We start from the raw sequence: 21046 nt of genomic DNA, 5'->3' as shown, positions 1-21046 counted from the left end.
GGTTAGAGATGGTTGATGCGCTGAAGCTGGCGTTCGGGACGTTGTCGGTACTGCCCGTGGGAGCCCCCGGGACGGTCGACCGGCGGGTGGCCGGGCGGGCGATGGTGCTGGCCCCGCTGGTCGGGCTGGTCATCGGTGGGATCGCCGCGGCGGTGGCCTACGGTGCCGACCGCCTCAAACCCGACGCCCCGCTGCTGTCCGCGGCGCTCGGGGTCGTCACCTTGATGGCCTTGTCGGGAGGCTTGCATCTCGACGGACTCGCGGACACCGCCGACGGTTTCGGCAGCCGGCGGGACCGCGAGACCAAGCTGCGGATCATGAAGCAGAGCGACATCGGCCCGTTCGGGGTGGTCTCGATCACCGCCGTCCTGCTGATCGACGTCGCCGCACTCGAGGCCTGCATCCAGAACGCGTTCGGCTGGCAGGCGCTGCTGATCGCCGGCGTCGCGAGCCGCCTCACCCTCCCCTGGTCCTGCCGCACCTCGGTCCCGTCCGCCCGCCCCAACGGCCTCGGCGCCATGGTCGCCGGCACCGTCCGCCCATACGCCGCCGCCCTGGTCACCCTGGTCACCGTCACCGGCGCCGCACTACTCGGCTGGCTCGGAGCGCCCACACTCTGGGGCACAGTGCTCGGCACGGCCGCCGCCGTCCTGGTCGCCGTACTCCTCGCGTTCGCCGCCACCCGGCATACCAAGAAATCGCTCGGCGGCGTCACCGGCGACACCCTCGGCGCCACCGTAGAACTCGCGCTTCCGTTGACGCTCCTGGTGCTCGCCTTCACCACCTGAAGTGCAGGCGTGCATTAGTGTCCTTTCGGGCTCGCCACGGACAGCACTACGCGTAACTGTGAGGACACATGACCGTCACCTGCACAATCGATATCTTCGCGTCGGGAGCGAAAGCCCCGCGATCCGTTATCTTTATGTAATGAACGCAAGCCGCCCGGCGCCTGGTTCGCAGGCTTCGCTCCGCGAAGCCAACCGCGAACGCGTCCTGGGGGTTGTCCGGCAGCACGGTCCGCTCACGCAGGTCGAGATCGCCGCGGCCTCCGGACTGTCCGCCGCGACCGTGTCGAACATGGTCAAGGAGCTCGACCAGGCCGGCATGGTCGGGCTGTCCCGCAGCATCCGCAACGGGCGCCGCGCAGTACTGGTCTCGCTGGCCTCCGGCGGCGGCCTGCTGGCGGGGGTCGCGTTCGGCGAACGCGACGTCCGGGTCGCGATCGCGACCGAGAGCCGCGAGATCCTCGCCCAGCAGTCGATGCCCCTGCAGGCCGACCACGTCGCCGACGACGGGATGGAACGCGCCGCGCGGCTGCTCGCCGACCTGTGCGAGTCGGTCGGCGCGAGCGTCGAGGACATCGGCGCGATCGGCTTCGGCCTGCCCGCGCCGGTCGACTCGGTCAGCGGCGAGGCGGGCTCCGACGCCGTCCTGCCCGGCTGGCGCGGCGTCAACGTCGCCGAAGCGATGGCCGGCCACCTGCGCAGCCCCGTCGCCCTCGACAACACCGCCAACCTGGCCGCGCTCGGCGAGCTGCGCGAAGGCGCCCTGCGCGGCGTCCAGCACGGTTGCTACATCAAGTTCTCGTACGGCGTCGGCGCGGGCATCGTGCTCGGCGGCGAGGTCTTCCGTGGTTCCGCCGGTACTGCGGGCGAGATCGGCCACTTGACCATCGACGAGAACGGCCCCATCTGCCGTTGCGGCAACCGTGGCTGCCTGGACACCTTCGTCGGCTCTCGCGCGCTGCTCAGCTCGCTGCAGGCGTCCCACGGAGCACTGAGGCTCAGGGACGTCGTCACCCGGGCGCTGGCCGGTGACCTCGGTTGCCGACGAGTGATCGAGGACGCGGGCCGCCGGGTCGGAGTCGCCGTGGCCGGTCTGGTGAACCTCTTCAACCCCGAGGTGATCGTCGTCGGCGGCAAGATGGCCGAGGCCGGCGACCTGATCATGGTGCCCCTTCGGGAGGCCCTGGACCGGTGCGCGATCCCGAGTGCCGCGGCGACGGTTGAGTTACGGCCGGCTGAACTCGGTGACGAAGCGGATGTGCTCGGTGCCATTCAGTTGGCATCCATTCTGAGCCACGCACGGACGGCGGCACCTGTGAAGACAACCGTGTAACAACGATATGTCTATTTCTTGAATTCAAGCCTTGACGTCAACCGGGTTCTGGGTTTTGACTCTGCTCAGGCCTACTCGGGCCCTCACGTCAAGGAGTCGCTCTATGTCCGTCTCACCAACCCGTCTTGTCGGCCTCGGCATCGCCGTCTCGGCCCTTGCCCTCTCCCTCGTGGCTTGTGGGTCGGACGATTCCGACACCCCGGCCGGCGGTGACGCCAAGGGCGGCAAGGTCGCCCTGCTGCTCCCCGAGTCGAAGACGACCCGCTACGAGGCGCTCGACCGTCCGCTGTTCACCGAGGCGCTCAAGACCGCCTGTGCGAGCTGTGAGCTCATCTACAGCAACGCCGACCAGGACGCCGCGAAGCAGCAGACCCAGGCCGAGGCCGCGCTGACCCAGGGCGCCAAGGTGCTCGTCCTCGACCCGGTCGACGGCAAGGCCGCCGCCGCGGTCGTCGCCGCCGCCAAGGCGCAGAACGTACCCGTCATCGCCTACGACCGCTTCATCGAGGGCGCGAACTACTACGTCTCCTTCGAGAACGAGGCCGTCGGCAAGCTCCAGGCCCAGACCCTGGTCGACACCCTGAAGGCGGCCGGCAAGACCTCCGGCAACCTCGCCGTGATCAACGGCTCGCCGACCGACCCGAACGCGGCCGACTTCAAGAAGGGCGCGCACAGCGTGCTCGACAGCTCCGGCTTCAAGATCGCGGCCGAGTTCGACACCCCGGACTGGAGCCCGGACAAGGCCCAGGCGTGGATGGAAGGCCAGCTGAGCGCGATCAAGTCCGGCCTGGTCGGCGTGTACGCCGCCAACGACGGCACCGCCGGTGGCGCCATCGCAGCCCTCAAGGGTGGTGGCGTGAAGCCGCTCCCGCCGGTCACCGGTCAGGACTCCGAGCTCGCCGCGATCCAGCGGATCGTCGCCGGCGACCAGACGATGACCATCTACAAGGCCGTCAAGCCGCAGGCCGAGGCCGCCGCCAAGGCCGCCGTCGCGCTGGCCAACGGTGGCAAGGCCGAGTCGACCGGTGACTTCAAGAGCGTGCCGTCGACAATTCTGGACCCGATCGCCGTCACCAAGGCCAACATCAACGACACTGTGGTCAAGGACGGCATCTACAAGGTGACCGACATCTGCACCGCGTCTTTCGCGGCCGCCTGCGCAGCCGCCGGCCTCAAGTAACTCCCGGCCGCACGGATACCGGCCCGTCCCTGGGCCGGTATCAAGCACCGCCGAGGTCCGGGTGGACACCACAGGGTCCGCCCGGACCGAGGCCGGATAGCAAGCCCTCAGGAGGCTGATCGATGACTGTCACTCCCACCCCCGCGCCGGCCACGACCGGCACGGTGCTCGCGCTTCGAGGCGTCTCGAAGCGCTTCGGCGCTGTCCAGGCGCTGAAGAACATCGAACTGGACGTGCGCGCTGGTGAAGTGCTCGCGCTGGTCGGTGACAACGGCGCCGGCAAGTCGACGCTGGTCAAGACCATCGCCGGCGTCTACACCGCCGACGACGGCGTGATGATGTTCGACGGACGGGAGGTCCGGGTCGGCAGCCCGGCCGAGGCACAGCAGCTCGGCATCGCGACCGTGTTCCAGGACCTCGCCCTGTGCGACAACCTCGACGTCGTCGCGAACCTGTACCTGGGCCGCGAACTGCGCAAGGGCAAGGTGCTCGACGAGGTCGAGATGGAACGCTCCTCCTGGGAGCTGCTCCGGCAGCTGTCCGCCAAGATCCCCAGCGTCCGGATCCCGGTCGCCAGCCTGTCCGGCGGTCAGCGCCAGACGGTGGCGATCGCGCGCAGCCTGCTCGGCCAGCCGAAGGTCGTGATGCTGGACGAGCCGACCGCCGCCCTGGGCGTGGCCCAGACGGCCGAAGTGCTGAACCTGGTCGAGCGACTCCGCGAGCGTGGTCTCGCGGTGATCCTGATCAGCCACAACATGGCCGACGTGATGGCGGTCGCCGACCGGGTCGCGGTACTGCGGCTGGGCCGCAACAACGGGGTCTTCAACGTCAACGAGACGAAGTCCCAGGACATCATCGCCGCGATCACCGGTGCCACGGACAACGCAGTCTCCGAGCGCGCGGCGCGCCGGACCCAGCAGGAAGGTTCCGCATCATGACCACCCCGGTCGACGGATCGACGGCCCCCGTACAGGACGCCGTGCCGGAGGCGCATGACCCGGCCGCGCTGCCCGCCGACCTGCAGGACGAGCGCCTGATCGCCAGTCACGGTGTCAGCGGCGCGCTCTCCGCGTTCACCTCCCGGCTGCGCTCGGGCGACCTCGGCTCGGTCCCGGTGGTGGTCGGTCTGGTGATCATCTGGGCGGTCTTCCAGGTCGCCAACAACTCGTTCCTGACCAGCCGGAACCTGGTCAACCTGACCCAGCAGACGACCTCGATCGGCGTCATCGCCCTGGGCATCGTGCTGGTCCTGCTGCTCGGCGAGATCGACCTGTCGGTCGGCTCGGTCAGCGGCCTGGCGGCCGCGGTGATGGGCGTGACGTTCGTCAACAAGGGCTGGCCGCTGGTCATCTCGCTGCTCGCCGCCGCCGCGCTCGGCCTGCTGATCGGCTTGTTCTACGGCGCGCTCTACACCCGCTTCGGCGTCCCCAGCTTCGTCATCACGCTGGCCGGCCTGCTCGGCTTCCTCGGACTGCAACTGCTGGTCCTGGGCAAGGAAGGCACCCTGAACATCCCGTTCGACTCGGGCATCGTCAAGTTCGCCACCGCGAGCTTCCTGCCGCCCGCCCTGGCCTACGGGCTGATCGTCGTGGTGGTCGCGGCGTACGTGCTCAGCCGGCTGCGCAACCGAGGCGCCCGCGCCAAGGCCGGCCTGTCCGCCGCACCCACCACGATCATCGCGATCAAGGCCGCCGCACTCGCCGTGGTCCTGCTCATCCCGGTCGTCGTGCTGAACGGCGACCGCGGCGTCTCGTCGATGTTCCTGCTGCTCGTCGTGCTGGTGGTGGCGACCGAGTTCATGATCACCAAGACCCGCTGGGGCCGCTCGGTGATGGCGGTCGGCGGCAACGTCGAGGCGGCTCGCCGCGCCGGTATCAACGTCCGGATGATCTATCTGTCGATCTTCGCGGCCTGCGCCACCTTCGCCGCCGTCGGTGGCATCCTGGCCGCGGCCCGGCTGGTGGCAGTGGGTCAGAGCAGCGGTGGTACCGACACCAACCTGAACGCGATCGCCGCCGCCGTCATCGGTGGTACCAGCCTCTTCGGCGGTCGTGGTTCGGCGTACTCCGCACTGCTCGGCGCGCTGGTGATCATGTCGATCGCCAACGGCCTGGCGCTGCTCAGCCTCGACTCCAGCATTCGCTACATGGTGACTGCCGGCGTCCTGCTGATCGCCGTCACGATCGACTCCCTCAGCCGCCGCAGCCGTCAGGCGCACGGCCGCGCATGAGTGCCCTGGACCGGGAGTTGTTCGAGTGCTTGCGGTGTCCAGGGCACTAGAGCCCGGTGGGCTGCTACCTGACCCCTGCCTCGGTAGCAGCCCGCCGTTCCAACGAACGGATCGCCACTCCCCGCCCGGGGTGGCGATCCGTTTCTTTTCGGCCGACGCGCTTAGCGCGAGTTGACCGCGCGGGTGGCGACCAGGGCGCCTCGGCGTACTGCGCGTTCCAGGTCCCAGCGGCGGGTGGCGAAGTCGGCTGACGGCAGGGAGATGGCGACCGAGGCCAGTACTGCGCCCGCGCTCGACCTGACCGGGGCTGCCAGGCAGGACAGGCCGTCCTGGAACTCGCCGATCTCCAGCGCGACGCCGGAGCGACGGACCTGCTCCAGATGGGTTTCCAGCTGGCGGCGGTCCGTCATCGTGTTGGTGGTGCACTGCCGCAGGCCGACCCGGTCGAGGTAGGCGTTGCGGTCCTCGCCCGTCATCGCCGCGAGCATCACCTTGCCGAAGGCGGTCGCGTGGGTCGCCTCGTGGAAGCCGATGTCGAGCAACTGCACGCGCGGCCGGCGTTCCGAGTCGACGACGTGCGCGATCACCACATCCACCTCGCGGTAGACCGCGTAGTACGCCGCTGCGTCAGCCTCCAGATGCAACCGCCGGACGGCAGCCGCGATCAACGGCGGCACCTCCAGCTGCCGCTCCAGCCCTTGCTCGAGCAGCCGGACCCGGTAGCCCAGCCCGTACCGGTGGTCCTGCGCGAGGTGCACCAGATACCCGGACTCGGTCAGGGTCGCCAGCAGGTGGTACGCCGACGGCAGCGCCAACTCCAGATGAGCCGCGATCTCCTTCGCCGTGACCCCGTCCTTGCTGGCCGCCACGAACTCCATCGCCCGCAATGCCCGCGACACCGACTGCACAGTCCCCGAGACAGGCTGCACAGCCGACACAGGCTGCACGAAGGCAGCTGGGTCGAGGTTGGGCGCCGAGGTGCTCACAGTCACAGCCTGCCCCGAAACCAACCCCACTGCACGCCTTCGGCGACGCAGACTCGTCTCAACTTGAGACGGTGGTGAGTGCGCCGGCGCCTCTGCTCGCGGAGCGTCTGGCTGCCGGGTCACCCGGTGATCACCTGATCCACGTCGGCCGGGCGAGGCAGGTTGTAGCGGACGCTCAGCAGACCGCGACACAGCCCCGAGTTGCCTTCGATGCTGATCCGGGTGGTTTTGGCCATCCTCAGTTGGAGTGGGAGGTCCAGCCGGCTGATCGGGGTGCCGTCGTCCTGGAGTAGCAGCGGGGCGTCGGGGCCGGCCGGCAGGTTCAGCTCGTTGCGGCGGCGGGTCAGGCGGTCGAGGTCCTGGCCGGCGCAGGCATCTGCGAGAGTCGCACCAGCTAGATCCGCAACGGACCAACCCGTCTTGACCAGGTGCGATGCGACCTGTTCCTGGCAGGCGCGGTGCGCCTTGCGCTGGAAGGTGACGCGCAGTTCCTCCAGCTCGTCGTCCGCCAGCCCCGGGAAGGACCCGGCGAAACCGCGTCCACCTGCGACGCCCGCGTTGATCTCGTCCGAGGCGAAGTGCTCCAGCAGGCGGACCACCACCGCCCGCTCCCCCGCCTGGGCCGCCGCCGCGTCGTACGCGTCGGCGACCATCAGATAGGCGAAGTTCGGGGCGCAGAAATACGTCGGCAACCGCAGCTCGACGGTCAGGACGTCCACGCTGGTTTCCACGCCCACGACGAAGCCGAGCTCCGTGATCGGCGAATCCAGCTCGGGGTCCCGTACCGTCCCGAGCGCGGCCCAGATCGAGTCGTCGATGCCATCCGGGCGCGGGTTGAACTCACCGCCCGGTCCCGCGGCGAGCGCCGCCGCGGAGGTACCGGCACTCATCACGCCACCGGGACCGGCTCGGAACCGACCGCGCCGTCGGCCGACTCGGGGAGCCGCAGGTGCGCCGGTACTTCGATGTCGTACAGCTTGGCCGCGTTGAGTCCGAGGATCTTCTTCTTCACCTCGACGGTGAGCTCGGGGTACTCGGTGAGCTCGGCCGGATACGAGAAGTCCACGAAGCGCTCGATCAGCCAGGCCGGCGTCCAGATCGCGTAGTCGCTGGCGAAGGTGATCCGGTCCGGGCCGATCCAGTAGAGCAGCTCGCCGATGATCTGCGCGAAGTACTTGGGCCGGCTGTGGATGAACGGCATCGCGACCGCCAGGCCGCCGTACACGTTGGGCTCCTGGGTCGCGATCCAGCAGAAGTCCTCCAGCCGGGGCAGGCCGACGTGTTCGACGATGAAGTTGAGCCCCGGGAAGGCGGAGGCGACGTCGTCCACGTCGGCCACGTCGAAGGCGTCCCGGTTCAGCGGGTAGATCGTCGGGCCCTTGTGGATGTGGATGTTGCGGATCCCCAGCTCCTCGCACTTCTCCAGGTACCGGTACGACCACGGGTCGGTCAGCTTCCAGCCCTTCGAGTTGCCCTTCCACTCGGCCGTGTAGAGCTTCACGCCCTGCAGGTTCCAGCGCTCGGACAGCTCGGCCAGCTTATCCAGGCCCGCCTCGCCGTCGCGCGGGTCCCAGGCGCCGTTCACGATGAACTTGTCCGGGTGCTTCTCCGCGATCTGGCCGTCCTGCTCGGTGGTGTTGAAGCCGTTCACGTAGAAGTCGGTCAGGTACGTCGGCTGGAAGATCGCCTTGTCCACATAGCCATCGGTGAAAAGGTCCTTGATGATGCGTTCCTCGGACTGCTTGTGGAACTCGTCCAGCGTCCACACCTTGTCGGCCGGCGACAGGTTGCGGTGGTAGTCGTAGAAGCAGTTGATGAAACCCTCGCCGTACCGGTTGGCCTGGTTGGCCGGGGTCGCGTCCCACGCGTGTACGTGGCTGTCGACGATGAAGTAGTCGTTGCCGTCCTTGCTGTACATGAGTGCGGCCCTTCAGCTCGTGAGGATGGCGCGGCCACCAGGCACCCGGCCGCCGTCGAGGTCGTCGAGCGCGGTCAGCGCCTCGTCGAGGGAGTACTGCTTGGTCGCCAGGGTGACCCGGCCCTGCGCGGCCAGCGTCATCAGGTCGGCGAGGTCGTTGTACGAGCCGACCAGGTTGCCGATCACGTTGATCTCGCGGGAGATGATGTCGATCGTCGGTACGTCGACCTTGCCGCCGTACCCGATCACGAAGTACGAGCCCGAGTTGCGCGTCATCGCGATCCCGTCGGCCTCGGTGCCGTGCTCGCCGACGAAGTCGAGCACCACCTGGGCGCCCTCGCCGCCGGTCTGGTCGAGCACCGCGGCCACCTGGTCGCCGTCGCTCAGGATGGTGTCGTGGGCGCCGAGCTTCGAGGCCTTCTCCAGTACTTCGGCCGCGCGATCGACCACGGTGATCCGCGCGGGCGTCAGGGCGAGCAGGCACTGCAACCCGATGTGCCCCAGTCCCCCGGCGCCGATCATCACGACGCGATCGCCCGGATGCAGCAGCGGTACCGCCTTGCGCACCGCGTGGTACGCCGTCAGCCCCGCGTCAGCCAGGGCCGCGACGTCAGCCGGGGCGAGACCGTCGTCGAGCCTCACCACCGAGCGGATCGAAGTACGGAGGTACTCCGCCATGCCACCGTCCCGGTTGATTCCGGGGAACTCGGAGTTCGTGCAATGCACGTCGTCACCGGCCCGGCAGGCGCGGCACAGTCCACACGTCACCAGCGGGTGGAGGATCACCTTGTCGCCCGCGCTCACCCCGGTCACCGCCTGGCCGACCTCGACGATCGTGCCGGCGTTCTCGTGGCCGATCACGTACGGCAGCTCGACGCCGGACTTCTCCTCCCACTGCCCCTCGATGATGTGCAGATCGGTCCGGCAGACCCCGGCGGCGTCCACCTTCACGATCACGTCGAGCGGTCCCTGCAGACTCGGGTCGGGGATCTCGTCGAGGGTCGGAGGCTTCCCGTACTCATGAACTCTGACAGCTTTCACCGTGGCCACTCCCTTTCAGTTGGGGGGAAAGTCCTTGGTCGTCGGGGATCGGTGGTCCGATGCTGTCGATCCGCCGCGAGCAGCGATAGAGGCGTTATCGCCTTCCGATAACGCAGAATGTGCGGCATGACGACACGCAAGACGCCGATCCGGGCCCAGGCCACCTCGGAGGACCAGTCGGTCACCACGCTGGAGCTGTTCTTCGACCTGGTCTTCGTGTTCGCGCTGACCCAGATCACCGCCTTGATGGCGCACGAGCTGAGCTGGTCCGGGGTGATCCGCGGGGTGCTGCTGATCGGGCTGCTCTGGTGGAGCTGGATCGGGTTCTCCTGGGTTTGCAACCTGGTCAAGGCCGACGAAGGCTCGGTCCGCGGCGTGATGCTGGCCGCGATGGGGGCGATGTTCGTGATCGCGCTGGCCATCCCGGAGGCGTTCCACGACCTGCCCGGCGGGCTGCCCGGGCCGGTGGTGATCGCGATCGCGTACTTCGTCTTCCGCGCCATGCACCTGTGGCTGTTCTGGCTGATCGCCGACGGCGACAAGGTCCTGCGCCGGACGCTCGCCCGGTTCGCCCCGTCGATGGTGGCCGGTACTGCGCTGCTGCTGGTCGCTTCGCAGTTCCACGGCACCACCCAGACGCTGATCTGGGGCGCCGCGCTGGCCGCGGACTACGGCGGCACCTACCTGGTCGACGCGCGCGGCTGGCGGTTGCGCTCGGCCGCCCACTTCGCCGAGCGGCACGGGCTGATCGTCATCATCGCGCTGGGCGAGTCGATCGTCGCGATCGGCGTCGGCGTGACCGACCTGCCGATCTCCTGGCCGATCCTGGTCGCCTCGGTGCTCGGTCTGGCCGTCGCGGCGGTGCTGTGGTGGATCTACTTCGACGCGACCGTCCACTATGGCGAGCAGGCGCTGGCCTCCGAACCGGCCGAGACCCGGCCGAAGCTCGCCCGCGACGCCTACACCTTCCTGCACTTCCCGATGGTGGCCGGCATCGTCCTGCTCGCACTGGGCCTCAAGAAGGTCCTCGAGTACGTCGGCGACACCAAGCACCACCACCTCGAGGACCCGCTGAAGGGCATCGGCCTGTACGCCCTGTTCTTCGGCATCGTGCTCTACCTACTGGGCCACGTCGGCTTCAAATGGCGTACCACCCACCGCCTCGGCATCAGCCGGCTGATCACCGCCGCGCTCTGCGTGATCGCCGTGCCGCTGCTCGGGCACGCGCCCGCGCTGGCGCAGCTCGCAGTACTGGCTGCCCTGCTGACCGGACTGGTCGCCTTCGAATCAGTCCGGTTCTCCAAGGAACGCGAGGCGCTCAGGCACAGCGATCACGCTTGAGGTTCAGGCCGTGGCGGCCGTGAGGTCGAGCTTGGGTTCGGCGAAGTGGCAGGCGGCCGCGTGGCCGGGAGCGGAGCTGGTCTTCGGGATGAGCATGGGCTCGTGGCTGGCGCAGATGTCCTCGGCCTTCCAGCAGCGGGTGCGGAACCGGCAGCCGCTGGGTGGGTCGATCGGCGACGGGACATCCCCGACCAGGCGGATGCGCTCCTTCGGCGGGATACCGCGGATAGTGCCCAGGTCGGGCGCGGCCGAGAGCAACGCCTGCGTGTAGGGGTGCTGCGGGGCGGTGTAGATCTGCTCCCGCGGGCCCTGCTCGACGATCTTGCCCAGGTACATCACCGCGACCTCGTCACAGAAGTGCCGGACCACGCCGAGGTCGTGCGCGATGAAGACGAAGGCGATGCCCAGGTCGCGGCGCAGATCCTCCAGCAGGTTCATCACCTGGGCCTGGATGGACACGTCCAGCGCGGACACCGGCTCGTCGGCGATGATCACCTCGGGCTCGACCGCGAGCGCCCGGGCGATCCCGATCCGCTGGCGCTGACCGCCGGAGAACTCGTTCGGGTAGCGGTTGTGGTGCTCGGGGTTCAGCCCGACGCGCTCCAGCAACTCCTGGACCCGGGCCAGCTCCCTGCCCTTGCGGACCAGATTGTGCACCCGCAACGGGGTGGTGAGGATGTTGCTGACCGTCTGGCGCGGGTTCAGCGAGCTGTACGGATCCTGGAAGACGATCTGCAACTGCCGCCGGAACGGGCGCAGCTCCTTCTCCTTCAGCTGGGCGATATCGGTGCCCTTGAACAGGATCTGGCCCGCCGTCGGGTTCAGCAGCCGGGTGATCGCCCGGCCCGTCGTCGACTTGCCACAACCGGACTCACCGACCAGACCGAGGGTCCCGCCCGCCTTCAGGTCGAAACTGACGCCGTCGACGGCCTGGACGAGCTTCCGCGTCCGGACGAAACCGGCGGCTTCCTTGATCGGGAAGTGCATCTTGAGGTCGCGGACCTGCAGCAACTCAGTCATCTCTCTCCTCAGCCCAGTCTCGGCGCGACCTCGGCCTCGTAGATCGAGGCCTTGTCGTGCAGGTGGCAACGGGACGTGTGCGCTCCGGCACCGTCGACCGGAAGCAGGTCGGGCAGGTCGGTGGTACAGCGTTCGCCCTTCACTCGTTCCTGGTAAGGGCACCGCGGGTTGAACGAACAGCCGTCCGGCAACGCCAGCAGCGACGGCGGCAGACCCTTGATCGGGCGCAGCCGCTCGTTGGCCGCCGACACCGTCGGGATCGACTCCAGCAGACCCCACGTGTACGGCATCCGCGGCCGGGCCAGTACGTCCTCGGCGGTGCCGTACTCGACGCAGCGGCCGGCGTACATCACCAAGACGTCGTCGGCCATCTCGGCCACCACACCCAGGTCATGGGTGATCAGCACGATCGCCGACCCGAACTCCTTCTGCAGGGTGTTCAGCAGATCCAGGATCTGCGCCTGCACGGTGACATCGAGCGCGGTGGTCGGCTCGTCGGCGATCACCAGCTTCGGGTCGTTGACCAGACCCATCGCGATCATCGCGCGCTGCCGCATCCCGCCGGAGAACTCGTGCGGGTACTGCTTGTACCGGCGGAGCGGGTTCGGGATGCCGACCAGGTCGAGCATCTCCAGGGCGCGCTTCTTCGCCACGTCCTTGGACACCTTGTGGTGCACCCGGTACGCCTCGGAGATCTGCGCGCCGACCGTGTAGAGCGGGTGCAGCGACGACTGCGGGTCCTGGAAGACCATCGCCATGGCGTCACCGCGGACCTTCATCAGCTCGGCCTCCGGAAGTCCGACGAGCTCGTCGCCGCCCAGCCGGATCGACCCGGTGATCCTGGTCCGCTTCGGGTCGTGCAGTCCCATCACGGCCATACTCGACACCGACTTGCCCGACCCGGACTCGCCCACGATCGCGAGCGTCCGGCGCAGCGGTACGGCGTAACTGAGCCCGTTCACCGCGCTGACCACACCGTCGGAGGTGGGGAACTGCACGGACAGGTCCTCGACCACCAGGTATGGCGTCTCGCCGCTGGGGGTCAGCGCCGTCGAGCGCCGTTCGCGGGTCGCGATCGACGGACTGCGGGGTGCGTCCTGGGTGGTCACGCGATCCTCACTCTCGGGTCGATCACGCTGTACGCCACGTCGACCAGGAAGTTCATCGTGACCAGGATGGCGGAGGCGACCAGTACCGTGCCCATGATGACGGGCAGGTCGTAGGTGGACAGGCTCTGCAGCACCAGGTTGCCCAGCCCCGGCAGGTCGAAGATCCGCTCGGTGAAGATGGCGCCGGTCATGCTGGTCGCGATGTCCAGCCCGAAGATCGTGACGACCGGGATCAGGCCCGATCGCAACGCATGCTTGTACGTGACCACGCGATCCGAGAGCCCCTTGGCGCGCGCGGTGCGGATGTAGTCCTCGCTGAGCGACTCCACCATCGAGCCCCGCGAGTACCGGGCGTACTGCGTACAGCCGTAGACCCCGAGCACGAGCCACGGAGTCAGCAGCCCGGTGAACCACTGCAACGGGTTCTCCGTGAACGGCGTGTAGCCGCCTCTGGGCAGGATCTGGTACTGGATCGTCAGGTAGAGCGAGATCATCAGCGCGACGATGTAGTACGGGATCGAGCTGAGGATCAGCGTGCTGCTCATCAGCACCCGGTCCCCCGTCGTCCCGCGGCGCTTCGCCGCCATCGACCCGATCGCGACGCCCAGGGCCAGCACGATGACGGCGTACCCGAGCACCAGCGAGAGGGTGACCGGGAGCCGGGTCTTCAGCATCTCGGTGACCGGCTGGTTGTTCTTGAAGGAGAAACCCAGGCAGGGCACGTTGCACCGCTGCTCGAGGCCGGAGGTGGTGAAGGTCCGGCCGACGAAGATGCCGCCGGTGTACTCGGCGAACTGCTGCACCACGGGCCGATCGAGGTGCAGGTTCTCCTTGATGTCGTTGTAGCGCTGCGGTGTGCAGTTGCGGTCACCACAGATCGCCGCGGCCGGATCGGTCGGGGCGATGAAGAACAGCGCGAAGGTCGCGATCAAGGTGACCAGCACGACGCTGAGCGCGCTCACCAGCCGGCGCGCCAGGAAGTACAACACGAGATTTCTCCTCACCGATGGCGGTGGCGCCCGGAACTGTGGGTCCGGGTCACCACCGCCTACTTCGGATCAGTGACTGCTTTGGGCAGTACCGATCAGGGCTGCTTCAGGTACAACGAGGTGAACTCGGGGATGCCCTGGGTCATGTCGTTGATGGCGTGCCCGATGTTCTTGCCGACCGGGACCGCGCTGGCCGCGTAGTACAGCGGGATCGACGGCAGGAAGTCCTGCATGATCTTCTTGTCGAGCGGGCCCCACGCCTTCAGCTGCTGCTCTGGCGGGAGCGCGGAGACCTTGTCGATCTCGGCGTCCAGTCCCTTGTCCTCCAGCTGCCCCTGGCTGTTGCCGGAGGCGATCGCGTCGGACTTGTAGAGCACCGGGAGCCAGCTGGTCCCCGACGGCCAGTCGGCGCACCAGTTGTTCGGGCTCTTGCCGATGTTGACCGGCCCGCTCTGCTTACCGATCAGGCCGCGGTACTTGGCCTTCACGACACCGATCGTACGGACCTTGAAGCCCGCCTTCTCGAACGCCTGCGCGCGCAACTGGCTGACCTGGGTCTGCACCGTGTCGTCGGTGGGGTAGTACCAGCTGAGCTGGAAGTTCTCCTGGCCGAGCTCCTTCAGCTTGTCCTTGACCTCCGCGGCGATGGCCGGGTCCGACGCGCCCTTGCCGGTTCCGGTCAGGCCGGGCAGCTCGTACTTCTGGTAGCCCGGCGTCGCCGGCGGGATGTAGGTCGAGGCCGGGATGGCGGTCTGCGGGGTCAGCCCGGCGACCTTGCGGTACTCGTCGAACGGGTAGGCCTTCGCGATCAGCCGGCGCACCTCGAGCGGGATCTTCCGGCTGTCCATCGGGAAGGTGTACACACACGGCGCCTGGCCCTTGATGATCTGGCTCGGGTCCTTGACCTCGGCCAGCAGGCTGGCGTCCAGGTTGGTGTAGTTCAGCGCGCTCGCGTCCGGGCCGTTGCTGGCCAGCACCTGACGCTGCGACTTGATCAGGTCCTGGGAGAACTTGAAGTCCCAGGAGTCGACGTACTGGTGCCGCACCGGGTCGGTGGCCGGGTCCCAGTTCGGGTTCTTGACCAGCGTCAGCTCCGCACCCGGGGTCAGCGAGTCGATCTTGTACGGACCGGTGGCCTTCGCGTGCAGCTCGTAGGTCGACTGGGTGTCGGCCTGCTCCGGGATCGGCGTGAACATCGGGAACGACGCGTAGAACGGCAGGTCGTCGAACTTCTTCCGCAGGTGGATGATCAGCGTCTTCTCGTCCGGCGTCTCGACCCCGGCGTACGGCGCGCCCTTCTTCTCGAACGGGCCCTTGTAGGTGTCGCCGTCCTTGAAGAAGTCCAGCTGGTAGGCCGGTCCGGCATCGAACAGCTCGTGCGCGAAGGACCGCTTGATCGAGTAGGCGTAGTCGGCGGCCTTGACGATCGTGCCGTCGTCGTACTTGATGCCCTGCTTCAGCTTGAAGGTCCAGGTCAGACCGTCGGCCGACTTGGTCCCCAGGTCGGCGGCGAGGTCCGGGACCAGGATCGGCTTACCGGTGGCCGGGTCCAGCTTGTACTGCGTCAGCGCGCGCATGTACAGCTTGGCGATCTGCATCCCGTCGACGTAGTAGATGTTCGACGGATCCATGGTGTCCACGCTCACGTCGGACAGAACCGTGATGGTTCCACCCTTCTTCGCGCCCTCGACCTCGGGAGCCGGTCCCTTCGCGGTCGGGTCCAGCGCCTTCGCCTGGGCGGTCCCCGCGCCGTCGGTGTTGCCCTTGACGCCACCGTTCGACGACGGGCTGCCACAGGCCGCGACGGCCAGCATGACCGTCGCCGCCACCGCGGTGATCCGTTTCCACTGCATGGTCGTGTTTCTCCTTTTCTGCCGCTGGGGCAACACCGGGCTACCGGCGAGTCTTGGGGTCGAAGGCGTCGCGGACCGCGTCACCGAGCAGGGCCAGGGCCAGCACCAGTGCGGTGATCCCGAGGACCGGCAGCCACAGGTAGAGCGGGTCCGCCTTGAACCAGTTGGTCGCGCTGGCGATCGTCTGCCCCCACGACGGGACCGGCTCGATCAGCCCGACGCCGAGGAAGGACAGCCCGGCCTCCGCCGTGACGTAGGCGGGCAGCGCGAGCGTGGCCGTGATCACGATCGGGGCGACCAGGTTCGGCAGCAGCTCCTTGAACAGGATCTGCCGGGTCGGTACGCCGATCGCCTTGGCCGCCAGCACGAACTCGCGCTCGCGCAGCGACAGCACCTCGCCGCGGATGACCCGGGCCAATGGGGCCCAGCCGAAGAACGAGAGCACGAAGATCAGCACGATGAACCGGGTCGAGGCCTGCTCGTCGGGGCTGAGGTTGAACGACCCGCCGCGCAGCGACTCCACGATCGGCACCATCGCGATCGCGAACAGCAGGTACGGCAGGCTCAGCACGAAGTCGACCAGCCAGGAGATGATCCGGTCGACCCAGCCGCCGAGGAAGCCGGCCAGCAGGCCCATCACGATGCCGACCACGGTGCCGAACGCGGTGGCGACGAACGCGACGATCAGCGACGGGCGGGCGCCGTACACCCAGCGGGCGAAGTTGTCCCGGCCGGTCTTCGGCTCGACCCCGAACCAGTGCTGGGCGTTCGCGAACAGCGTCGGGTAGCCGTACTCGTCGACCAGGTCGGCGTTGAAGCTGCTGATGTCGGCACCCTCGAGCTTGGTCAGCACCGGGGCGAAGATCGCGATCAGGATGAAGAACAGCACGACCGCGGCGCAGACCACCGCGACCTTGTCCTGGCGGAGCCGGTCCAGCGCGATCCGGGTCGGCGACTTGCCGTGCGCGACCGAGGCCGCACGAACCGGCTCGGCCGACGTCGGGTGGTCCTCGACGCCGGCCGTCGAGTCGGGCAACCCAATACTCATGCACACTCCGTCAGCTGATCAGCACAGTTCCTTGCTCCGGAGGGCCAACAGGGTCAAATTCCCTTGACAATGGCCGGATCTCGCAGAGCCGCGCGCTAGCCTGCCTGACAGCTCAGACGACTGACCAGCCGTGTCCGATAGCAGTACGCAAATCGTTACCGGAGTTTGTGACGCGCCGGAACATTCACCGCAAATGGTCACGTTGCGCAGTCACTGTCTCGCAAACCGCGCTGGCAGCAGCCCGACATTGACGATTCTGTGCCAAATCTTTACGCAGCGTGGTCAGGTCAGGACCTGTTGGCACTGCTGTGACATCGGTCACCGGCTGACGGCTCGGTGACCGATGTCCACCGCTTTCGGCGTCAGCTCTCGCGAACGTGGACGGTGACGAACGGGGGCTTGACCACCTCGAACGCTTCCTGCCGGCCACGGATGTCCACCGCGACCTGGTCGCCTTCCTTGACCGCGGCGTCGAGCAGCGCCAGGGCGATGCCCTTCTTCAGCGTCGGGGAGAACGTTCCGGACGTCACCTCGCCCAGCGCCGTACCGGCCGGGTCGACGACGGCCATGTGCGGCCGCGGGATGCCACGGCCGACGGCGCGCAGGCCGCGCAGGATCCGGGCCGGGCCGGCCGCCTTCTCCGCACGCAACGCCTCGTCACCCCAGAAGTGCTCTTTCTTCCAGCCCACGGCCCAGCCGGAGCGCGCCTGGACCGGCGTGATCTCCGGCGAGATGTCCTGACCGTGCAACGGGTAGCCCATCTCGGTCCGGAGCGTGTCCCGGGCACCGAGGCCCGCCGGGACGATGTTGTACTGCTCGCCCGCCTTCAGCAGCGCATCGAAGACGGCCACGGCTCCTTCATTGGGTACTACGAGTTCGTAGCCACGCTCGCCCGTGTAGCCGGTGCGGCAGACGACCACCGGCGTACCGCCGAAGTCAGCGACGGCGAAGGACATGTAGTCGTGGCCGGTCGGCAGGCCGATCGCCGCGACCACGGCGTCGCTGTCGGTGCCCTGGACGGCGAGGATCGCGTAGTCGTCGTGGGTGTTGGTCACCACCACGCCCTCCGGCGCCCGCTCGGCGAGCCGGCGGACGACCTCGGCGGTGTTGGCCGCGTTCGGGATCAGGAACACGTCGTCATCGGCGTGCAGGTAGGCGATCAGGTCGTCGACCACGCCGCCGTCCTCGGCGCAGCACAGCGTGTACTGCGCCTGGCCGGGCGTGATCTTGCCCAGGTCGTTGGTGAGGCAGGAGTTCACGTACGCCGCGGCGCCCGGGCCTTTGACGGTCGCCTTGCCGAGGTGGCTCACGTCGAAGACACCGACGGAGGTACGGACCGCGGTGTGCTCGGCGACGACCCCGCTGTACTCCAGCGGCATCTCCCAGCCGCCGAATTCGGCGAACTTGGCGCCGAGGGCGACGTGCCGCTCGTGCAACGGTGACTTCTTCAACGCGGGAGACTCGGTCATGCAGCGGAACTTACCGGAAGCGGCCGCACCGCGATGCGGCCGACATCACGGCCCGGGAGTCGGATTCCGTGTCACTGCTCCGGCTGTCTGACGCGTAGCATGCGGAGGCAGCATTCACGTACCGTCACGACCGGCACCTGCCACCCGGTCAAGGAGGACTGAGGATTTCGTGAGCACCATCACCCTGAGCAAGTCCGATCCGGCCGGCGTCAAGACCGACGTCCTGGTGATCGGCGTGGTCAAGCTCGACGGCGGCGTCACCCTGCCCGCCGGCACCGAGTCGCTGAACGCCGCCTACGGCGGGAAGCTGGTGGAGGTGCTGGCCGGCCTCGGCGCCACCGGCAAGGCCGGTGAGGTGACCAAGGTCCCCGGACCGAAGCCCGGCAGGTCCGCCGTGCTGATCGCCGTCGGCCTCGGCGCCGCCAAGGACGGCGCGCTGAAGACCGAGGACCTGCGCGTCGCCGCGGGTATCGGCGTCCGCGCGGCCAAGACCGGCCAGTCGATCGCGTTCGCGCTGCCGACCCCCGACGCCGAGTGCGTCCGCGCGGTCGCCGAGGGCGCCCTGCTCGGCCGCTACACCTTCAACGCCTACAAGTCCGAGGCGAGCACTGACGCGCCGGGCAACGTGGTCGTCCTGACCGACCTGGCCCGCAACCGGGACGCCAAGGCGGCCCTCGAGCGGGCCGAGGTGACCGCGGACGCGGTCCAGCAGACCCGCGACTGGGTGAACACTCCCCCGTCCGACCTGCACCCGGCCGAGTTCGCCGCGCACGCGGTCAAGCTGGGCAAGGAGTACGGCGTCAAGGTCGAGGTACTGGACGAGAAGGCGCTGGCCAAGGGTGGCTACGGCGGCATCCTCGGCGTCGGCCAGGGTTCCACCAACCCGCCGCGGCTGGTCAAGCTGACCTACACGCCGAAGAAGCCGGTCACCCACCTGGCCTTCGTCGGCAAGGGCATCACCTTCGACTCGGGCGGCCTGTCGCTGAAGACCGCCAGCGGCATGATCAGCATGAAGTCCGATATGGCCGGCGCCGCCGCGGTGATCGCCGCCACCGTCGCGATCGCACGACTCGGCCTGCCGGTCCAGATCACCACCTACGCCGCGATGGCGGAGAACATGCCGTCCGGCTCGGCGGCCCGCCCGTCCGACGTACTGACCATGTACGGCGGCAAGACGGTCGAGGTGCTCAACACCGACGCCGAGGGCCGGCTCGTCCTGGGTGACGCCCTGGTCCGGGCCTCGGAGGACGAGCCCGACCTGATCGTCGACGTGGCCACCCTGACCGGTGCCTGTGTCGTTGCCCTCGGCACCAAGGTGGCCGGTGCGTTCGCCAACACCGACACCGCCCGCGACCGGGTGGTCGACGCCGCCGTCGCGGCCGGCGAGGCGATGTGGCCGCTGCCGATCCCGAGCGAGATGCTCGACAAGCTGCGCTCGCACTCGAAGATCGCCGACCTGGCCAACATCACCGGCGAGGCCTGGGGCGGCGCCCTCGCGGCGGCCGCGTTCCTCGGCGATTTCGTTGCTGAGGGCATCGACTGGGTGCACCTCGACGTCGCCGGGCCGGCCTTCAACGACGGCGGCCCGTCCGGCTACACGACCAGCGGCGGCACCGGCTACTCGGTCCGCACCCTGGTCGAGCTCGCCGCCGCTGCCAGCTAGCTAGTAGCGGGTCTCCAGCATTGTGCAGCCCTCGTCGGTCCGGTACGGCCCATGTGGCATACCGGGCCGGCGAGCTGCGTAGTCGCCCTTGGTGAAGGTCTTGCCGAGGGTGAGATCGGTCAGCGAGCCTTCGAGCAGGTAGACCTCCTCGAAGTACTCGTGCCTGATCACCTCGTCGCCCGAGGTGGTGCCCGGCGCCCAGCGGGCGATCCGGGTGAGCGTGCCTGTGTTTGCGTCTGTGCTCAGCACTCGTTGGGTGATGCCTGGGGCGTCTTCGGTCCAGGGGAGGTCGGCTGCCGCGAAGAACTCGTGCTGTTCCTTCATTCCCAGGCCTCCGCGAGTTGCTCGACGGCGTAGCCGATCCGGCTGGTCAGCCCGCGCGGATCGGTCAGCTCCACCCGCCACGCGTCGGCGAACTGGTCGACGCCGGCGATCATCGGAATCGTCCCACTGAGCAGCACCGTGCCAGGTACGAGCCGGTCGCCCAGTTCCTTCACCCAGTACGACGGTGGCAGCAGCTGCGCGAGCGTGCCGTCCTGGATGAGTTGCTCGGTCTCCCCGTGCCGCACCCAGGCCTTGAGGGTGAACTCGTCGAGCTCGCCCTCGATCGCGGCCAACGGCCAGGCCACATCGCCGAGTACGTCGGGCGCGGACTGCTTGCTCCACGCGACGCCGTGCACCTCGAGCGCCCGGTCGGTGTGATCGCAGGCGACCGTCAGCAACAGGTCGTCCGGCCCGTCCCCCACGATCAGCGCCCACTCCGCCTCGCCCGAGGTCTTGCCGTGCGCGACCTGGACGTTCTCCGGCCGGCTCACCAGGCTGGCCGACAACGGATACAGCGTCGGGATCCGCGTCGGCGCCGGCACGCCCAGCTCGGCGAGCTCGTCGACGTGGTGCTGCACCTGCCGGGTGTCCCGGCCGGCGTACCCGGCATTGAGCGCATAGCGGACGTCGATCTGCCGCTCACTGCCGTCCGGCAGCGTGAATCGCAGGGTCTCGGGCACTTGAACCTCCACTGAATCTGAATCAGGGCTTGCGTGAACACGTTGTATACAGCAAGTATGGAGCAACGACGCGAGGA

General features: G+C 68.3%; 19 protein-coding genes. 7 read left to right on the top strand and 12 right to left on the bottom strand.

Annotated elements, in window-relative coordinates:
- The first annotated feature begins 8 nt into the window (after positions 1 to 8).
- From cobS to G3I17_RS18530, 5 genes are all read left to right on the top strand, one after another.
- Positions 9 to 788: an adenosylcobinamide-GDP ribazoletransferase gene (cobS, locus tag G3I17_RS18550; RefSeq protein WP_164597864.1), complete on the top strand. Its 780-nt coding sequence runs from the start codon at positions 9 to 11 to the stop codon at positions 786 to 788.
- Between the two features lie 139 nt (positions 789 to 927).
- The gene (locus G3I17_RS18545; protein ID WP_164597862.1) at positions 928 to 2118 is read left to right on the top strand and encodes an ROK family transcriptional regulator; all 1191 of its coding nucleotides are present in this window, start codon (positions 928 to 930) and stop codon (positions 2116 to 2118) included.
- Positions 2119 to 2221: 103 nt separating this feature from the next.
- Positions 2222 to 3298, top strand: coding sequence for a sugar ABC transporter substrate-binding protein (locus G3I17_RS18540; protein ID WP_164597860.1), 1077 nt, complete (start codon positions 2222 to 2224; stop codon positions 3296 to 3298).
- Positions 3299 to 3420: 122 nt separating this feature from the next.
- Positions 3421 to 4236 carry an ATP-binding cassette domain-containing protein gene (locus G3I17_RS18535; protein ID WP_203590395.1) on the top strand — a complete coding sequence of 272 codons (816 nt, stop codon included), beginning with the start codon at positions 3421 to 3423 and terminating at the stop codon, positions 4234 to 4236.
- On the top strand, positions 4233 to 5528 hold the full coding sequence (locus G3I17_RS18530; RefSeq protein WP_164597858.1) for a sugar ABC transporter permease: 1296 nt from the start codon (positions 4233 to 4235) through the stop codon (positions 5526 to 5528). The genes G3I17_RS18535 and G3I17_RS18530 overlap by 4 nt, the downstream gene beginning before the upstream one ends.
- A gap of 161 nt (positions 5529 to 5689) precedes the next feature.
- Here G3I17_RS18530 and G3I17_RS18525 read toward each other — a convergent pair whose 3' ends face one another.
- The 4 genes from G3I17_RS18525 to G3I17_RS18510 form a co-directional block, all read right to left on the bottom strand.
- Positions 5690 to 6514, bottom strand: coding sequence for an IclR family transcriptional regulator (locus G3I17_RS18525; RefSeq protein WP_203590394.1), 825 nt, complete (start codon positions 6512 to 6514; stop codon positions 5690 to 5692).
- 119 nt (positions 6515 to 6633) lie between these two features.
- Positions 6634 to 7404, bottom strand: a complete 771-nt coding sequence (locus G3I17_RS18520; RefSeq protein ID WP_164597855.1) for an iron-sulfur cluster assembly protein — start codon at positions 7402 to 7404, stop codon at positions 6634 to 6636.
- On the bottom strand, positions 7404 to 8432 hold the full coding sequence (locus G3I17_RS18515; protein ID WP_164597853.1) for an amidohydrolase family protein: 1029 nt from the start codon (positions 8430 to 8432) through the stop codon (positions 7404 to 7406). The genes G3I17_RS18520 and G3I17_RS18515 overlap by 1 nt, the downstream gene beginning before the upstream one ends.
- A 12-nt stretch (positions 8433 to 8444) precedes the next feature.
- The gene (locus G3I17_RS18510) at positions 8445 to 9473 is read right to left on the bottom strand and encodes an NAD(P)-dependent alcohol dehydrogenase (RefSeq protein ID WP_164597851.1); all 1029 of its coding nucleotides are present in this window, start codon (positions 9471 to 9473) and stop codon (positions 8445 to 8447) included.
- 126 nt (positions 9474 to 9599) lie between these two features.
- Here G3I17_RS18510 and G3I17_RS18505 point away from each other — a divergent pair, with 126 nt between their 5' ends.
- Complete coding sequence (locus tag G3I17_RS18505) at positions 9600 to 10814, top strand: low temperature requirement protein A (RefSeq protein WP_164597850.1); 1215 nt, start codon at positions 9600 to 9602, stop codon at positions 10812 to 10814.
- A gap of 3 nt (positions 10815 to 10817) precedes the next feature.
- Here G3I17_RS18505 and G3I17_RS18500 read toward each other — a convergent pair whose 3' ends face one another.
- The 6 genes from G3I17_RS18500 to gcvT form a co-directional block, all read right to left on the bottom strand.
- Entirely contained in the window at positions 10818 to 11834 is a 1017-nt protein-coding gene (locus G3I17_RS18500; protein WP_164597848.1) for a dipeptide ABC transporter ATP-binding protein, read from the bottom strand.
- An 8-nt stretch (positions 11835 to 11842) separates the two neighbouring features.
- Positions 11843 to 12910 carry an ABC transporter ATP-binding protein gene (locus G3I17_RS18495; RefSeq protein ID WP_164597949.1) on the bottom strand — a complete coding sequence of 356 codons (1068 nt, stop codon included), beginning with the start codon at positions 12908 to 12910 and terminating at the stop codon, positions 11843 to 11845.
- Positions 12911 to 12939: 29 nt separating this feature from the next.
- On the bottom strand, positions 12940 to 13932 hold the full coding sequence (locus tag G3I17_RS18490) for an ABC transporter permease (protein ID WP_164597846.1): 993 nt from the start codon (positions 13930 to 13932) through the stop codon (positions 12940 to 12942).
- Positions 13933 to 14027: 95 nt separating this feature from the next.
- Positions 14028 to 15785 (bottom strand): ABC transporter substrate-binding protein, encoded by a 1758-nt coding sequence (locus tag G3I17_RS18485; RefSeq protein WP_164597844.1) that lies wholly within the window; start codon positions 15783 to 15785, stop codon positions 14028 to 14030.
- A gap of 40 nt (positions 15786 to 15825) precedes the next feature.
- The gene (locus G3I17_RS18480) at positions 15826 to 16833 is read right to left on the bottom strand and encodes an ABC transporter permease (protein WP_164597842.1); all 1008 of its coding nucleotides are present in this window, start codon (positions 16831 to 16833) and stop codon (positions 15826 to 15828) included.
- A gap of 362 nt (positions 16834 to 17195) precedes the next feature.
- Complete coding sequence (gene gcvT / locus G3I17_RS18475; protein ID WP_164597840.1) at positions 17196 to 18302, bottom strand: glycine cleavage system aminomethyltransferase GcvT; 1107 nt, start codon at positions 18300 to 18302, stop codon at positions 17196 to 17198.
- A gap of 169 nt (positions 18303 to 18471) precedes the next feature.
- Between gcvT and G3I17_RS18470 the strand changes: the two genes are divergently transcribed.
- Positions 18472 to 19965, top strand: coding sequence for a leucyl aminopeptidase (locus G3I17_RS18470; RefSeq protein WP_164597838.1), 1494 nt, complete (start codon positions 18472 to 18474; stop codon positions 19963 to 19965).
- Here the strand turns inward: G3I17_RS18470 and G3I17_RS18465 are convergent, their stop codons facing one another.
- Together G3I17_RS18465 and G3I17_RS18460 are read right to left on the bottom strand one after the other, a co-directional pair.
- The gene (locus tag G3I17_RS18465) at positions 19966 to 20289 is read right to left on the bottom strand and encodes a cupin domain-containing protein (protein WP_164597836.1); all 324 of its coding nucleotides are present in this window, start codon (positions 20287 to 20289) and stop codon (positions 19966 to 19968) included.
- The gene (locus tag G3I17_RS18460) at positions 20286 to 20969 is read right to left on the bottom strand and encodes a DUF2848 family protein (protein ID WP_164597834.1); all 684 of its coding nucleotides are present in this window, start codon (positions 20967 to 20969) and stop codon (positions 20286 to 20288) included. Before G3I17_RS18460 ends, G3I17_RS18465 begins: the two co-directional genes overlap by 4 nt.
- Positions 20970 to 21046 lie beyond the last annotated feature (77 nt).

The sequence above is a fragment of the Streptomyces sp. SID13031 genome (genome assembly GCF_010548305.1).
Taxonomy (GTDB): Bacteria; Actinomycetota; Actinomycetes; order Propionibacteriales; family Kribbellaceae; genus Kribbella.
Note: the sequence above shows the minus strand (reverse complement) of the source record. Positions and strands in the feature narration are given on the sequence as shown.

Coding starts and splice junctions, on each gene's coding strand:
- cobS (WP_164597864.1), top strand. CDS start 9: ATGGTTGATGCGCTGAAGCTGGCGTTCGGGACGTTGTCGGTACTGCCC.
- G3I17_RS18545 (WP_164597862.1), top strand. CDS start 928: ATGAACGCAAGCCGCCCGGCGCCTGGTTCGCAGGCTTCGCTCCGCGAA.
- G3I17_RS18540 (WP_164597860.1), top strand. CDS start 2,222: ATGTCCGTCTCACCAACCCGTCTTGTCGGCCTCGGCATCGCCGTCTCG.
- G3I17_RS18535 (WP_203590395.1), top strand. CDS start 3,421: ATGACTGTCACTCCCACCCCCGCGCCGGCCACGACCGGCACGGTGCTC.
- G3I17_RS18530 (WP_164597858.1), top strand. CDS start 4,233: ATGACCACCCCGGTCGACGGATCGACGGCCCCCGTACAGGACGCCGTG.
- G3I17_RS18520 (WP_164597855.1), bottom strand. CDS start 7,404: ATGAGTGCCGGTACCTCCGCGGCGGCGCTCGCCGCGGGACCGGGCGGT.
- G3I17_RS18515 (WP_164597853.1), bottom strand. CDS start 8,432: ATGTACAGCAAGGACGGCAACGACTACTTCATCGTCGACAGCCACGTA.
- G3I17_RS18505 (WP_164597850.1), top strand. CDS start 9,600: ATGACGACACGCAAGACGCCGATCCGGGCCCAGGCCACCTCGGAGGAC.
- G3I17_RS18500 (WP_164597848.1), bottom strand. CDS start 11,834: ATGACTGAGTTGCTGCAGGTCCGCGACCTCAAGATGCACTTCCCGATC.
- G3I17_RS18485 (WP_164597844.1), bottom strand. CDS start 15,785: ATGCAGTGGAAACGGATCACCGCGGTGGCGGCGACGGTCATGCTGGCC.
- G3I17_RS18480 (WP_164597842.1), bottom strand. CDS start 16,833: ATGAGTATTGGGTTGCCCGACTCGACGGCCGGCGTCGAGGACCACCCG.
- gcvT (WP_164597840.1), bottom strand. CDS start 18,302: ATGACCGAGTCTCCCGCGTTGAAGAAGTCACCGTTGCACGAGCGGCAC.
- G3I17_RS18465 (WP_164597836.1), bottom strand. CDS start 20,289: ATGAAGGAACAGCACGAGTTCTTCGCGGCAGCCGACCTCCCCTGGACC.